Raw genomic sequence first — 12,839 nt, forward strand, 5'->3', positions numbered from 1 at the left:
GAGGACGGCTCACCGTTTCGGCACCCGGTGACGGGCCGGTGAACGTGGCACGTTCTCGCAGGCTCCACTCATGGAACGCTCAGACTCCGGGGAGCCGCTGGACGAACCACACGAGCCCGACGACCGTCACGGCCGCCGCGATGCCGCCGGTCACGACGAGGCTCGGGGTCGCCGACTTGCGGCGCCGCAGCAGGGCCAGCAGCGGGAACAGGGCAACGATCAGCCCGAGCTGCACCGCCTCGATGCCGAGGTTGAAGACGAGCAGCGACCACAGCAGCGTCCAGGACCACGCCTGCTGGATCCCGAGGGCGCCGGCGAAGCCGAGACCGTGGATCAGGCCGAAGCAGAAGACCACCGCGAGCCTGCCCCAGCCGGCCCGGTCGAGCGCGAAGTGGCTGGTGCTCGTGGTGTCGAGGTCGATCGCGTGCTCGCGTCTCAGCCACAGCCGCAGCAGGTGCCACCCGGCGACGCATGCGATCGACAGCGCGATGACCGGCTCGACCAGGCCCGAGGGCACGGTGACGACGCCGAGCGCCGCGAGCAGCAGCGTCACCGAGTGAGCCAGGGTGAAGGTCGTCGCCGCGAGCACGATCTCGCGCAGTCGGCGGGAGCCCGCGATGAGGGCGGTGAGGAAGAGGAGGTGGTCGAGGCCGGTGAGCAGGTGCTCGCAGCCCAGTCGGAAGAACTCCCAGAACCGCTCTGCGGTGGACTGCCGGGTCGAGAAGGACGTGTGCGAGCCGTCGAGCGCGGCGCTGCCGTCCACGAAGTCGAGGTCGTAGGTCACGATCGTCTTCGTGCCGCTCACGTAGCCCTCGTCGTCGCGGAACAGCGTGCTGGTGACGACGTGCGCACGGGCCGCGTCCGGGCAGCGGTAGTCGAGCACGACGTGGGCGTAAGGCACATCGCGCAGCTCGACGGTGAAGGCGCCGTCCGGGGTCGGCGTACAGGGCGAGCCGTCCGCGCTGACGCGGAACCGCTTCTCGACGTACGCCAGCACCGCGGGCGCGTGGTGGTTGAGCGCGCTCGCCTGACCCGGCAGGTCAGCGGCGTCCCACGCCGGCTGCCCCTCCTTGACCAGCGGGTCGTCGCGCTCGGCGTCGGCGACGGAGTAGAGCAGCAGGTCGTACTCGAGCGCCAGATCGACGCGGACGTGGCCCACCGACGGGGCGGTGGCCCCGGCGTACACCACCGACGAGAAGCCGTGCGCCTCGGCGCGCGGGGCGAGAAGCAGCATGCAGAGCAGGACGGCGAGCGGCAGGACGACGAGGGGTGTGGCGAGCGCGGGGATCTTTCGCATGGCAGGCGGAGCGTCTCGGCGACAGGTGAACGAACGGGGTCGGACCGGCGAACACCTCCGTAAACCCGTCGAGCGGGATGGAACGGGCCGAATCGGTCAGGTAGACAGACGCCGCAAGTCCCGTCCTTCGAGAGGCGTCCCGTGCTCCCCCGCGCTTCCGGCTGGCTCGTCGCAGCCGCCGTCCTGACCCTCACGTCGGCCTGCTCCGCGAGCACCGCCGACGAGTCCCGCTCCCCGTCGCCGACGTCCTCCCCTGCGATCGTCGGGGCCGACGGCGGACCCGTCGAGCCGCTGCCCGGCAGCGGGACCCTCGGCCCCGGGTTCGTCACCCCCACGGCGCCGCCTCCCCCGGGCGGGACGATGACGCCGTCGCCGGGATCCTGGGACGGCGTCACCGTGCCGTCGGACTTCCGCGTCGTGCTGCTCACCACCGACCAGGACGCGCAGACGAAGGTGCTCAGCGCGGCCGTGCGGTCCTGGGCGTCCCGGACCCACGTGCCGCTGACCACCGTCGTCGCCGACGACCCGCTCAACTACGTGCCGGCCATCCAGTCCGCGATCGACGAGCACGCCGACCTGGTCGTCAGCACCGGCGAGGGTCTGGTCGACCCGCTCGCCGTCGTCACGGCGAGCTGGGCACAGCAGAGGTTCCTCATCGTCGGCGCCGAGCTGGCCGAGCCGACCTTCAACGTCACCGCGGCGGACTGGAAGGGAGCCTCCTACCGCGGCGAGGGACTCGGCACGGCCACGACGTACGACGCCTCCTCGTTCACCCCCGAGCGCGCCGCGCGGGCGGTGAGCGCCGGCGTGGCAGCGGTCGTGAGCGGCTACAGCGGCTACGTCGTCTGGGTGCCGTGACGCGGCGTCACGCGGTCGCGGTCATCAGCCAGACGACGAGTGCGGCCACGCCCAGCACCACGGCGGCCGTGGCGACCATGCCGAGGACGAAGTAGAGGCCGAAACGGCGCGTCCGGCGGCGGGCCACCAGCACCACCGGCACTGCCAGGGCCACGAGGACGAACGGGAAGAGGTCGGTCACGGTGTGCTGGGAGAAGAAGGTCTCGAGCACGGCGCCGAACAGGCCCGGCACCACCAGCATGAAGACGAGGCCCGAGAAGAAGCCGCTCAGCGGCGTGAAGATCGGGTGGTCGCGGTGCCACCAGTTCGGCCGACGCTCGTCCGACACGTCGACCTCGCCGTCAGCGGTCTGTGGTCGCAGTTGGCTCATCGGTCCTTCCCCACGATCGAGGATGTGTCACTCGACAATAACGCCACCTCACGTCCGACCGCGGGACATATCGCGCGGGTGCGCCCCGCGGGGGGCCTAGTTGAAGACGGCGTAGTGCAGGAGGAGCCAGATCGGGGCGATCGTGGCGAGGAGCGAGTCGAGCCGATCCATCAGGCCACCGTGCCCGGGGATGACGTGGCTCATGTCCTTGATGCCCAGGTCGCGCTTCATCACCGACTCGCAGAGGTCGCCGAGCGTGGCCATGACGACCGCGATCAGACCCAGCGCGACGCCGACCCACCAGGCGCCGTCGAGGAGGAACACGACGAGGAGCACACCGGTGACGGTCGTGAAGACGGCCGAGCCGGCGAAGCCCTCCCAGGACTTCTTCGGCGAGATGACGGGAGCCATCGGATGCCTGCCGAACAGCACGCCGGCGATGTATCCGCCGATGTCGGAGGCGATCGTGACCAGCACGAACGTGATGATGCCCTTCACGCCGTCGTCCACGCCTGTCTCGCGCCAGGTGCCGCCCTCGGCCAGCATCAGTGCGACGAAGGAGCCCAGGAACGGCACGTAGACGAGCGTGAACACCGACCCGGTCGCCGTCTTGACGTAGCCGTCCACCCCGCGGCGCAACAGCCACAGCATGATGACGAGCGCCGAGACGGCTGTCGCCGTCACGAGCGCGTCCGTGCCCCAGAAGTAGGCCACGACCACCATGACCACGCCGCCGACCATCAGTGGCTGCTCGGGCAGGTCGATGTCCTTGGCGAGCAGCCCCTTGCGCATCTCCCAGACCGCGACGACGACAGCTGTCGCCACGATCAGGATGAACAGGGTCTTCCAGATGAACAGCGAGAGCGCGATCGCGGCGAGCAGGACGACGGCCGAGATGATCGCGGCCTTGAGGTCTCGTCCCGCCCGGCCGTGGTCCTTTGCCCCGCCGTTCTTCGGCCGACCGCCCTCGGGGTGGTCGGCGGCGGGGGCGGGCACAGACATGTCGGTCACTCTCGGAGTCCGGGATGCGCGAGGATCAGACCTCGAGCAGCTCGGCCTCCTTGTGCTTCAGCAGGTCGTCGATGGCGTCGGTGTGCTTCTTGGTCATCGCGTCGAGCCGCTTCTCGGCACCGGTGAGGTCGTCCTTGCCGATCTCCCCGTCCTTCTCGAGCTTCTCGAGGTTCTGCTTCGCCTTCTGGCGGACCTGGCGGACGGCGACGCGGCCGCCCTCGGCCTTCTCTCGCGCCTGCTTGATGTAGTCCTTGCGGCGCTCCTCGGTCAGCTCCGGGAACACGGCACGCAGGACGCGGCCGTCGCTGGACGGGTTCACGCCGAGGTCGCTGTCACGGATGGCCTTCTCGATGTTCGGCATCGCCGAGATGTCGAAGGGAGCGATCACGATGACGCGGGGCTCCGGGCTGGTGAACGTGGCCAGCTGCTGGATCGGGGTCGGCGTGCCGTAGTACTCAACGGTCAGCTTGCTGAAGACCGTGGGGGTGACCCGGCCGGCGCGCAGGGTCGCGAAGTCCTCGCGCGTCGCGTCGACCGACTTGTTCATCTTGTCGTCGGCCTCGTTGAGGGTGTCGTTGATCACCGGTGCTCCTTCGTTGAGATCTCGCTGGTCGCGCGGCCTCAGCCGGCGCTGACCAGGGTGCCAATCTTCTCACCCTGCACGACGCGCAGGATGTTGCCCTCGGGCTTCATGCCGAACACGACCATCGGCAGCTTGTTCTCGCCGCAGAGCGCGAACGCCGTCTGGTCCATGATCCGCAGGCCCTGGCCGATGGCCTCGTCGTAGGTGAGTGCGTCGTACTTGACCGCCGTCGGGTCCTTCTTCGGGTCGGCGGAGTAGACGCCGTCGACGCCGTTCTTGGCGACCAGGACGACGTCGCACCTGCTCTCCAGCGCGCGCTGGACGGCGACCGTGTCGGTCGAGAAGAACGGCAGGCCCATCCCTGCACCGAAGATGACGACCCGGCCCTTCTCGAGGTGGCGGATCGCGCGGCGCGGGATGTACGGCTCGGCCACCTGGCCCATCGTGATGGCCGTCTGGACGCGCGTGTCGACGCCGAGCTTCTCGAGGAAGTCCTGCAGCGCCAGGCAGTTCATGACGATGCCGAGCATGCCCATGTAGTCGGCGCGGGCGCGGTCCATGCCCCGGTTCTGCAGCTCAGCGCCTCGGAAGAAGTTGCCACCGCCGGTGACGACCGCGACCTGCACACCCGCCTCGACGACAGCCGCGATCTCCTTGGCGACCGTTTGGACGACGTCGGGGTCGACGCCGACCTTCCCGCCGCCGAAGACCTCGCCGGAGAGCTTGAGGAGAACACGCTTGTACGCCGTCACGCGGTGACCTTTCGGTGGGCTGAGTCTGGCTGGACAGGCGAGAAGGCCGGCCCGATGAACAGCTGATGTGTCATCGGACCGGCCTCCTCGTACGTCAGGTGAAACCTATTCCATCATCTGAGGGCTCATGGTGCGCGCCCGGCAAGGCGGAGGCCCGAAGGCCGCCTTGGAGCGAAGCGGCCGCCGAGGGCCGACAACGCCGCCGGGTGCGTGCCAGGAGTCGTCAGATCAGGCGCCGACCTCGAAGCGGGCGAAACGCGAAACCGACGTGTTCGCCGCGTCGAGCACCTGCTTGACCGACTTCTTGGCCTCGAAGACCGACTCCTGGTCGAGGAGCACGATCTCCTTGAAGAAGGCGTTGATGCGACCCTCGACGATCTTGGCGACGGCAGCCTCGGGCTTGCCCTCCTCGAGCGTCTTCTTGGTGAGGACGTCCTTCTCAGCCTCGACGACGTCCGCGGGGACCTCGCTGCTGGTGAGGTACTGCGCCTTGAGCGCGGCCGCCTGCTGGGCGGCCTGCTTCGCAGCGGCCTCGTCACCCTCGAACTCGACGAGGACGCCGAGGGTCGGGGGCAGGTCGGACGCCTTCTTGTGCAGGTAGACGGTCGTGTTGCCGTCGAAGTACGCCACCTGGCCGAGCTCGATCTTCTCGCCGATGGTGCGGGCGAGCTCGTCGACGACCTCGCCGACGGTCTGGTCGCCGAGCGAGACGGCCTTGAGCGCCTCGGCGTCGCCGGCCTTGTGGGCGTCGGCGGCCTCGGCGATCTGCTGCGCGGCCTTGACGAACGCCTCGTTCTTGGCGACGAAGTCGGTCTCGGCCAGCAGGCTGACGAGTGCGTTGCCCGAGGTCGCGACCAGACCGGCGGACGTCTCGCGCTCGGCGGCACGGGCGGCGGCCTTGGCCGCACCCTTGACGCGGAGCAGCTCGACGGCCTTGTCGAAGTCGCCGTCGGTCTCGTCGAGCGCCTTCTTGCAGTCCATCATGCCGGCCTGCGTCAGCTCACGGAGCTTCTTGACGTCGGCTGCGGTGTAAGCCATGTGTCTTCCTCTTCGAGTACGTCGGTGTACGGGGAGCGGATCAGGCCTCGGCCGGAGCCTCGGCGGTCGTCTCCGCGGCGGCCTCAGCGGCAGGAGCCTCGGTCGCCTCAGCAGCGGGGGCCTCGGTCGCCTCGGCGGCAGGAGCCTCGGTCGCCTCAGCGGCAGGAGCCTCGGTCGCCTCAGCGGCAGGAGCCTCGGTCGCCTCAGCGGCGGGGGCCTCGGTCGCCTCAGCGGCGGGGGCCTTGCCCTCGGTGCCCTCGGCGCCGGCGAGGAGCTCGCGCTCCCACTCGGCCAGCGGCTCCGCCGGCTCGGTGCCCTCGGCGGTTTTGGCGCCGGAGCGGGCGATGAGGCCCTCGGCGACGGCGTCGGCGACCACGCGGGTCAGCAGGCCGACCGCACGGATGGCGTCGTCGTTGCCCGGGATCGGGAAGTCGACCTCGTCGGGGTCGCAGTTGGTGTCCAGGATGCCGATGACGGGGATCCGGAGCTTGCGAGCCTCCTCGACGGCGAGGTGCTCCTTCTTGGTGTCGACGATCCAGACGGCGCTGGGGGTGCGGCCGAGGTCGCGCAGACCACCGAGCGTCTTCTCCAGCTTGTCCTTCTCGCGCTTGAGCTGCAGCAGCTCCTTCTTGGTGCGACCCGAGCCCGCGACGTCGTCGAAGTTGAGCTCCTCGAGCTCCTTCAGACGGTTGATCCGCTGGTGCACGGTCTGGAAGTTGGTGAGCATGCCACCGAGCCAGCGCTGGTTGACGAAGGGCATGCCGACGCGGGTCGCCTGCTCCTGGATCGCCTCCTGCGCCTGCTTCTTCGTGCCGACGAACAGGATGACGCCGCCCTTGGCGACCGTCTCCTTGATGAACGCGTAGGAGCGGTCGATGTAGGCCAGCGACTGCTGCAGGTCGATGATGTAGATGCCGTTGCGCTCGGTCATGATGAAGCGCTTCATCTTCGGGTTCCAGCGACGGGTCTGGTGTCCGAAGTGGACGCCGCTCTCGAGGAGCTGGCGCATGGTCACGACTGCCATGATGGTTCTCTCCTTGTGGTGGGGCCGCACTCCGTCTGCCCGTCCTTGCTGTCGAGGACGGGCCGGAAGCGGCTCCGGTCGGTTTTCAGTTGCCGCCCGGTTCGTGTTCAGCCGGGCCCTGACGCCCACGCGCGCCCCGACCCGATCGCTCAGGACTGAGGGACGCGCCCACGGGTGGTCGGCGCTCAGGAGTCGAGCGCCGTCGCGGTCTGCGGACGTGCGAAGTCAACCCATACGGGTTGCACGGTCAAGAGTAGTCGGATCGCCCGCGCGGAGCGAATCTCTGTGCACCGGGCCAGAGGCTGTCCACACCGGGCTCCCGATCCACGGTTCTCCCCCGCCCGTACGCCGTCCGGTGCGACCCCGCTCCGCGGCCGGGCATCGTCGCTCCATGAGGTCGTCCACCGCCGCCCTGACCCGGCTCCCCGGCTGCCAAATCGTCGTCGTCCTGCTGACCGGGATCCTGATCCTCGGCCCATGCCCGGCCAGCGGCGCCGGGGAGCCGGATCCGGTCGGCGTGTGGCCCCTCTCCCCCGTGCCGACGATCGTCGAGCGGTTCGCCGCGCCGACCTCCGCGTGGGGCCCGGGTCACCGAGGCGTCGACCTGCTGGGCCGAGTCGGCCAGACGGTCGTGGCGGCGCTGCCGGGCCGCGTGAGCTTCGCCGGCACGCTGGCCGGCCGAGGCGTGGTCGTTGTCGACGACGGCGTGACCCGGACGACCTACGAGCCCGTCACCGCGGCCGTCCGAGTCGGGGTCACCCTCACGGCCGGCGCACCGATCGGCGCGCTCACCCGCACGCAGTCACACTGCCCGCCGTACGCATGCCTGCACTGGGGCTGGATCCGCGACGCCGACGGCACCTACCTCGACCCGCTCCGGCTGGTCGGCTCGGCGCCCGTGCGGCTGCTGCCGCTCTGGCGCGACCGACCCGTCGACGCGTCAGTGCCGGCCGCCACCGGCACCGCGCCGCCCTACGCCGCCTGGCGCGCTCCGCTGCAGCTCCTGCGCTTCCCGCCCGGCACATAGCTAGCCGAGTCGGCGCAACCTCGCACCCTCGAGATGCCGAGTCGGCGCAACCTCGCACCCTCAAGATGCCGAGTCGGCGCAACCTCGCAGGCCCTCAGCCCCACAGTCGCGGAGAACGCGCCGACTCGGGGTCTCAGGAGTGCGAAGACGCGCCGACTGGGCCCCTCAGGAGTGCGAGGACGCGCCGACTCGACCCAACACAAGTGCGAGGACGCGCCGACTCGACCCAACACAAGTGCGAGGACGCGCCGACTCGACCCAACACAAGTGCGAGGACGCGCCGACTCGACCCAACACAAGTGCGAGGACGCGCCGACTCGGGGTCTCCGGCGTGCGAGGACGCGCCGACTCGGCGTCACGCGCGCGGGTGGGCCTGCTGGTAGGCCCGACGGAGCCGCTCGGTGGAGACGTGGGTGTAGAGCTGCGTCGTCGCCAGCGAGGCGTGGCCCAGCAGCTCCTGGACCGATCGGAGGTCGGCGCCGCCCTCGAGGAGGTGGGTGGCGGCCGTGTGGCGCAGCCCGTGCGGCCCGATGTCGGGTGCGCCCGGCACATCGGCGATACGACGGTGGACGAGGGTACGGACCGCGCGCTGGTCGATGCGGCGCCCGCGCGTGCCGACGAACAACGCCGCCCCCGCGCCCTCGGCGACCAGGCCGGGTCGACCGCGGACCAACCACGCGTCGAGGGCGTGAGCGGCCGGAGTGCCGTACGGGATCGTGCGCTCCTTGCGGCCCTTGCCGAGGACGCGAAGGACGTTGCGCTCGCGGTCGAGGTCGTCGACGTCGAGTCCGGCGAGCTCACCGACGCGGATCCCGGTGGCATAGAGGAGCTCGAGCATCGCGACGTCACGCAAGCCGACCGGGCTGCCGTCATCCGCGAGCTCCGACGCCGATCGGATCAGCGCGTCAGCCTCGTCAGCACGCAACACGGGCGGCAACGTCCGATGGGCACGCGGCGACCCGAGGCTGGCGCCCACGTCGGCGGGCATCCGTCCGGTGCGGGCGAGCCAGGCCGTGAAGACGCGTGCCGCCGTCGCGCGGCGGGCGATCGTGGTTCGGGCGCGACCCGTCGTCTGCTGCTTGGCGAGCCAGCTGCGCAGCGCGCGCAGGTCGAGCTCGCCGATCGAGGCGATCCCCATCCTGTGCGCATGGTCGAGCAGGCTCTCGATGTCTCCGATGTAGGCGCGCACGGAGTGCGGCGTCAGGTCTCGTTCGGAGCGCAGATGCCTCTCGTAGTCGACCAGCAGGCGAGCGAATGCCTCCGGCAGCAAGTCGGCCTCACCAGCCTCAGCAGTCACACAGCGAGTGTAGGCCCGACCGACCGCCTCAGTGGGCGAGTGCCGCGTCGGTGAGCCGCCAGCCTCCCTCTGCGAAGGACACCAGTCCGTGCTGCTCGAGCTTGTCGAGCCCGCGCTGCGCCTCCACGATCCCGATCCCCGCCGTGCGTGCCACGCCGTCCGTCGGTGCAGGTCGCCCGACCGGCACCGCGTCGAGGACCTGCTGCAGTCGGACGGTCAGTCGGTCGCGGACCCGCTCCGGGGCGCGTGGCTCGGCGAGCGCGTGCTCACCGACCCGGCCGACCACCTCGAGCACCTCGTCCCCTGACGTGACGAGCGTGGCTGCTCCGCTGCGCACGAGCGCATGTACGCCGGCCGAGAAGGCGCTCGTGACGGGCCCGGGCACGCCCATCAGTGGTCGATGCAGCCGGCCGGTCCAGTTCGCCGTGTTCAGGGCCCCGCTGCGCACCTTGGCCTCGACCACGACGGTCCCCCGGGCGAGCGCGGCGATCAGCCGGTTGCGGGCGAGGAAGCGGATCCGTGTGGGCGCGGACCCCGGCGCCAGCTCGGAGACGACGAGCCCGCGCTCCGCGATGGCGTCGACCAGGTCGACGTGGCCCGCGGGGTAAGTGCGGTCCAGGCCGTGAGCCATCACCGCGACGGTCATCCCGCCGACGCCCATCGATCCACGGTGGGCGGCCTGGTCGACGCCGTACGCGCCGCCGGAGATCACGGCCCAGCCGTCCGTCGCGACCGTGCCGGCGATCCTCGCGGCGGTGTCCGTCCCGTACGTCGTCGCCGCGCGGCTCCCCACGATCGCGATCGCGTCACTCAGCTCGTCGAGCCGGCGGGCCCCGCGCACCCACAGCCCCAGCGGCGGACCACCCCTCTCCGCGAGTGGCGGTGCGGCGGCCAGCCCGTCCAAGCAGGTGGGCCACTCGGGATCGCCCGGGATGACGAAGCGGAGCCCCATGACCGCGGCCCGCTCGAGATCACGCTCCGGCTCCACGAACGGGAGCCGGGTCCCGGCGTCCGTCGTGATGTCGGCGGCCGCCCGGTCGGATCGGAGCCGGTCGACCAGCTCTCGCGCTCCGAGCTCGGCACAGAGCTTGGCCGCGCGCGGATCACCCGGCTCGAACACCAGGCTCAGCGTCACCCTCGCCAGTCGCTCCGCCTGCACGTCGTCGAGGCCGGACGACGACGTCATCGCGCGGTCACCGCCTCGAGCACGTCGTGGCGCAGCGGGTCGCCGGACCTCAACGCCAGCGCCGTCATGACCTCGTCGGTGCCCGGTGTGACGACCCCGGCGAGGTCCGCGACGGTCCAGGCCATCCGGTGCACCCGGACGGAGCCCCGCCGGGTCAGCCTCCCGCTGACGACTGCGCCGACCAGCGTCTCCTCGGCCTGTGGCGTCAGCGGCCAACGCTCGCGCAGGGCTGCACTCGGCGCCTGCGCGTTGAGACGCCACTCCTCTCCCCGGAATCGGGCGATCTGACGCATGCGGGCCTCGGCGACGCGGACACGGATGGTCTCGGAGGTGTCGCGACGCTCGTGCGCGTCACCGTCTCCGGGAGCGGGTGGCTGCAGCGCCCGCGTGATGTCGATCCGGTCGACGATGGGGCCCCGCACTCGTCGGTTGTAGTCCCGGATCTCACTCGGCCGACAGGTGCAGAGGTGTCCGGTGGTCGTGACGTTGTTGCCGCAGGGACATGGGTTCGAGGCCAGCACGACCATCGTCCGGGCGGGCAGTGTCACGGTCTCCTCGCCACGGGCGACCGTGATGTCGCCGTTCTCCAGAGGCTCGCGGAGCGCGTCGATGACGTCGGTGCGGAAGAGCGGGAACTCGTCGAGATGCAAGATATACTGGCCCGGTGCCAGTTCCCCGAGAGGAACCGACATGTACGTGCAGAACCTCGACACGACAGACCCCGCCGCCCTGGAGGCCGCCTTGGAGGCAGCGCCGCTCGACACGCTAGGCCAGGTCACGGTGGACGGACAGACGCACAACATCCAGCGGGTGACCGGCGGGTGGTACCTGCCCGGCGACGTGGTGGTCACGAGCGGCGACGTCGCCGACGGTCGGCCCGACGCCGTCTCCCTGCTGCGCGACGAGGACTACCGGGGCGAGGACCCCTACGACGAGCGCGACTGGGCCGACACCCACTGGAACAGCGGGACGGCCGTCGTGGTCGAGCCGTGGGAGCGGGCCGACGACGAGGAGGACGACCAGTGAGCAAGCGCGCCGCGATCTACTGCCGCATCTCACGCGACGCCGAGCAGGAGGGCCTGGGCGTTGCCCGCCAGGAGGAGGACTGCCGGGCGCTCGTCGCACGGGAGGGCTGGACGCTGGTCGAGCCGCCGTACGTCGACAACGACATCTCGGCGTCGACCCTCAGCAAGAAGGCCCGCCCCGCGTACGACGCGATGCTCGCCGCGGCGCGCGACGGCGGCGTGGACGTGATCGTCGCCTACGCCAACTCGCGGCTCACGCGGCGCCCGCTCGAACTGGAGGACCTCATCACCCTCCACGAGCAGCACGGCACGCTTCTCCACACGGTCGCCTCCGGCGACGACGACCTGTCGACCGCGAGCGGCCGGATGGTCGCGCGCATCAAGGCCAGCGTGGACGCGCACGAGGCCGAGGTCACCGCCGAGCGGCTGCGGCGCGCGTTCCTCCAGAAGGCGCAACGCGGGGCGCCCAACCAGGGCACGCGCCCGTTCGGCTGGGGCGACGACAAGGTGGCGCTGCACCCGAAGGAGGCGACGTTGCTGCGGCGTGCGATCCAGGACGTCATCGACGGCGTGCCGACGCGGGAGGTCGCGCGGCGCTGGAACGCGGCCGGGGTCACCACGACCCGAGGCAAGGCGTGGAACCACACCGCCGTCCGCCAGGTGCTCCGCAACCCGCGGCTCGCCGGGTGGCGCACGCACCAGAAGCAGGTCGCGCGCGACGCGAGCGGCGAGAGGGTGCGCGGCGTCTGGGCGCCGATGGTCGACCAGGCGACCTTCGACGCGCTGCAGGCCGCGCTCGACGGGCGGCGGCCGAGGGCGCGCGTCGGCGGCCAGCGGTACCTGCTCTCCGGCATCGCCCGCTGCGGCGTGTGCGGCGGCGGCATGCACGGCTACCGGACGTCCCGCGGCGCCCACGCCTACGCCTGCGGCTCCGAGGGCCTCGGCCACAGCGTGACGGTCGCCGGGGTGCAGACCGACGCCCTGATCGCGGCGCTGGTCGAGCGGCGCCTGGCCGACGTCGACCTCGCCGAGGAGCCGGTCGCGGCGGCCGAGTGGGAGGGCGAGGCGCGGCTGCGGGCGATCCCCGGCCAGGTGGCCGAGCTCATGGCGGCGTTCAACTCGGGCGTGCTCTCCGGCGCGGTCACCTTCCCCCAGGTGCAGGCGCTGGAGGCCGAGCAGGCGGCCCTGGAGAAGGCCCGGCCGAAGGCGCCGCCGCGGCCCGTGGTCGCGACGGCGGACGCGTTTCCGGCGCTCGACGTCGACCGGCAGCGCGCGGTCGTGGACACGCTGGTCCAGGCCGTCGTCGTGGCGAAGGCGCCGCACCGGGGGGCGCGCTGGACGCCGGACCGCGTCGAGGTGGTCTGGCGCTGA

The 12,839-nt window shown here is 71.2% G+C and carries 14 protein-coding genes; 4 read left to right on the plus strand and 10 right to left on the minus strand.

From position 1 onward, the window contains the following. Nucleotides 1-79: 79 nt before the first annotated feature. Nucleotides 80-1,297: a HupE/UreJ family protein gene (locus ABD205_RS11640; protein WP_344044989.1), complete on the minus strand. Its 1,218-nt coding sequence runs from the start codon at nucleotides 1,295-1,297 to the stop codon at nucleotides 80-82. 141 nt (nucleotides 1,298-1,438) lie between these two features. On the opposite strand from ABD205_RS11640, the gene ABD205_RS11645 reads away from it, so the two are divergent. Next, on the plus strand, nucleotides 1,439-2,155 hold the full coding sequence (locus ABD205_RS11645; RefSeq protein WP_344044990.1) for a type 1 periplasmic-binding domain-containing protein: 717 nt from the start codon (nucleotides 1,439-1,441) through the stop codon (nucleotides 2,153-2,155). 7 nt (nucleotides 2,156-2,162) lie between these two features. On the opposite strand, the gene ABD205_RS11650 is transcribed toward ABD205_RS11645, so the two are convergent. The 6 genes from ABD205_RS11650 to rpsB form a co-directional block, all read right to left on the minus strand. Continuing rightward, entirely contained in the window at nucleotides 2,163-2,525 is a 363-nt protein-coding gene (locus ABD205_RS11650) for a hypothetical protein (RefSeq protein WP_344044991.1), read from the minus strand. Between the two features lie 96 nt (nucleotides 2,526-2,621). Further along, a complete protein-coding gene (locus ABD205_RS11655) occupies nucleotides 2,622-3,527 on the minus strand; it encodes a phosphatidate cytidylyltransferase (protein ID WP_344044992.1) in 906 nt (301 codons plus the stop codon). A gap of 34 nt (nucleotides 3,528-3,561) precedes the next feature. Further along, nucleotides 3,562-4,116: a ribosome recycling factor gene (frr, locus tag ABD205_RS11660; RefSeq protein ID WP_344045873.1), complete on the minus strand. Its 555-nt coding sequence runs from the start codon at nucleotides 4,114-4,116 to the stop codon at nucleotides 3,562-3,564. Between the two features lie 41 nt (nucleotides 4,117-4,157). Continuing rightward, complete coding sequence (gene pyrH, locus ABD205_RS11665) at nucleotides 4,158-4,871, minus strand: UMP kinase (protein ID WP_344044993.1); 714 nt, start codon at nucleotides 4,869-4,871, stop codon at nucleotides 4,158-4,160. A gap of 228 nt (nucleotides 4,872-5,099) precedes the next feature. Further along, nucleotides 5,100-5,909 carry a translation elongation factor Ts gene (gene tsf, locus ABD205_RS11670; RefSeq protein ID WP_344044994.1) on the minus strand — a complete coding sequence of 270 codons (810 nt, stop codon included), beginning with the start codon at nucleotides 5,907-5,909 and terminating at the stop codon, nucleotides 5,100-5,102. A gap of 40 nt (nucleotides 5,910-5,949) precedes the next feature. Next, nucleotides 5,950-6,933 carry a 30S ribosomal protein S2 gene (gene rpsB / locus ABD205_RS11675; protein WP_344044995.1) on the minus strand — a complete coding sequence of 328 codons (984 nt, stop codon included), beginning with the start codon at nucleotides 6,931-6,933 and terminating at the stop codon, nucleotides 5,950-5,952. 391 nt (nucleotides 6,934-7,324) lie between these two features. On the opposite strand from rpsB, the gene ABD205_RS11680 reads away from it, so the two are divergent. Further along, nucleotides 7,325-7,960 carry a peptidoglycan DD-metalloendopeptidase family protein gene (locus tag ABD205_RS11680; RefSeq protein ID WP_344044996.1) on the plus strand — a complete coding sequence of 212 codons (636 nt, stop codon included), beginning with the start codon at nucleotides 7,325-7,327 and terminating at the stop codon, nucleotides 7,958-7,960. 355 nt (nucleotides 7,961-8,315) lie between these two features. Here ABD205_RS11680 and ABD205_RS11685 read toward each other — a convergent pair whose 3' ends face one another. Genes ABD205_RS11685 through ABD205_RS11695 form a run of 3 tightly spaced genes read right to left on the minus strand, consistent with a single transcriptional unit; the run spans nucleotide 8,316 to nucleotide 11,093 of the window. Then, nucleotides 8,316-9,257, minus strand: coding sequence for a tyrosine recombinase XerC (locus ABD205_RS11685; protein WP_344044997.1), 942 nt, complete (start codon nucleotides 9,255-9,257; stop codon nucleotides 8,316-8,318). A gap of 28 nt (nucleotides 9,258-9,285) precedes the next feature. Beyond that, nucleotides 9,286-10,443, minus strand: a complete 1,158-nt coding sequence (gene dprA / locus ABD205_RS11690) for a DNA-processing protein DprA (RefSeq protein WP_344044998.1) — start codon at nucleotides 10,441-10,443, stop codon at nucleotides 9,286-9,288. Beyond that, entirely contained in the window at nucleotides 10,440-11,093 is a 654-nt protein-coding gene (locus tag ABD205_RS11695) for an ATP-binding protein (RefSeq protein WP_344044999.1), read from the minus strand. The genes dprA and ABD205_RS11695 overlap by 4 nt, the downstream gene beginning before the upstream one ends. Nucleotides 11,094-11,133: 40 nt before the next feature. On the opposite strand from ABD205_RS11695, the gene ABD205_RS11700 reads away from it, so the two are divergent. Beyond that, the gene (locus ABD205_RS11700; RefSeq protein ID WP_344045000.1) at nucleotides 11,134-11,469 is read left to right on the plus strand and encodes a hypothetical protein; all 336 of its coding nucleotides are present in this window, start codon (nucleotides 11,134-11,136) and stop codon (nucleotides 11,467-11,469) included. Beyond that, nucleotides 11,466-12,839 (plus strand): recombinase family protein, encoded by a 1,374-nt coding sequence (locus ABD205_RS11705; RefSeq protein ID WP_344045001.1) that lies wholly within the window; start codon nucleotides 11,466-11,468, stop codon nucleotides 12,837-12,839. Before ABD205_RS11700 ends, ABD205_RS11705 begins: the two co-directional genes overlap by 4 nt.

It is taken from the genome of Nocardioides panacihumi, assembly GCF_039530925.1.
In the GTDB taxonomy this organism is placed as follows: domain Bacteria; phylum Actinomycetota; class Actinomycetes; order Propionibacteriales; family Nocardioidaceae; genus Nocardioides; species Nocardioides panacihumi.

What these genes read in the sequence shown, in the direction of transcription:
- ABD205_RS11640 (WP_344044989.1), bottom strand. Translation starts at nt 1,297, where the DNA reads ATGCGAAAGATCCCCGCGCTCGCCACACCCCTCGTCGTCCTGCCGCTC.
- ABD205_RS11650 (WP_344044991.1), bottom strand. Translation starts at nt 2,525, where the DNA reads ATGAGCCAACTGCGACCACAGACCGCTGACGGCGAGGTCGACGTGTCG.
- ABD205_RS11655 (WP_344044992.1), bottom strand. Translation starts at nt 3,527, where the DNA reads ATGTCTGTGCCCGCCCCCGCCGCCGACCACCCCGAGGGCGGTCGGCCG.
- tsf (WP_344044994.1), bottom strand. Translation starts at nt 5,909, where the DNA reads ATGGCTTACACCGCAGCCGACGTCAAGAAGCTCCGTGAGCTGACGCAG.
- rpsB (WP_344044995.1), bottom strand. Translation starts at nt 6,933, where the DNA reads ATGGCAGTCGTGACCATGCGCCAGCTCCTCGAGAGCGGCGTCCACTTC.
- ABD205_RS11680 (WP_344044996.1), top strand. Translation starts at nt 7,325, where the DNA reads ATGAGGTCGTCCACCGCCGCCCTGACCCGGCTCCCCGGCTGCCAAATC.
- dprA (WP_344044998.1), bottom strand. Translation starts at nt 10,443, where the DNA reads ATGACGTCGTCGTCCGGCCTCGACGACGTGCAGGCGGAGCGACTGGCG.
- ABD205_RS11700 (WP_344045000.1), top strand. Translation starts at nt 11,134, where the DNA reads ATGTACGTGCAGAACCTCGACACGACAGACCCCGCCGCCCTGGAGGCC.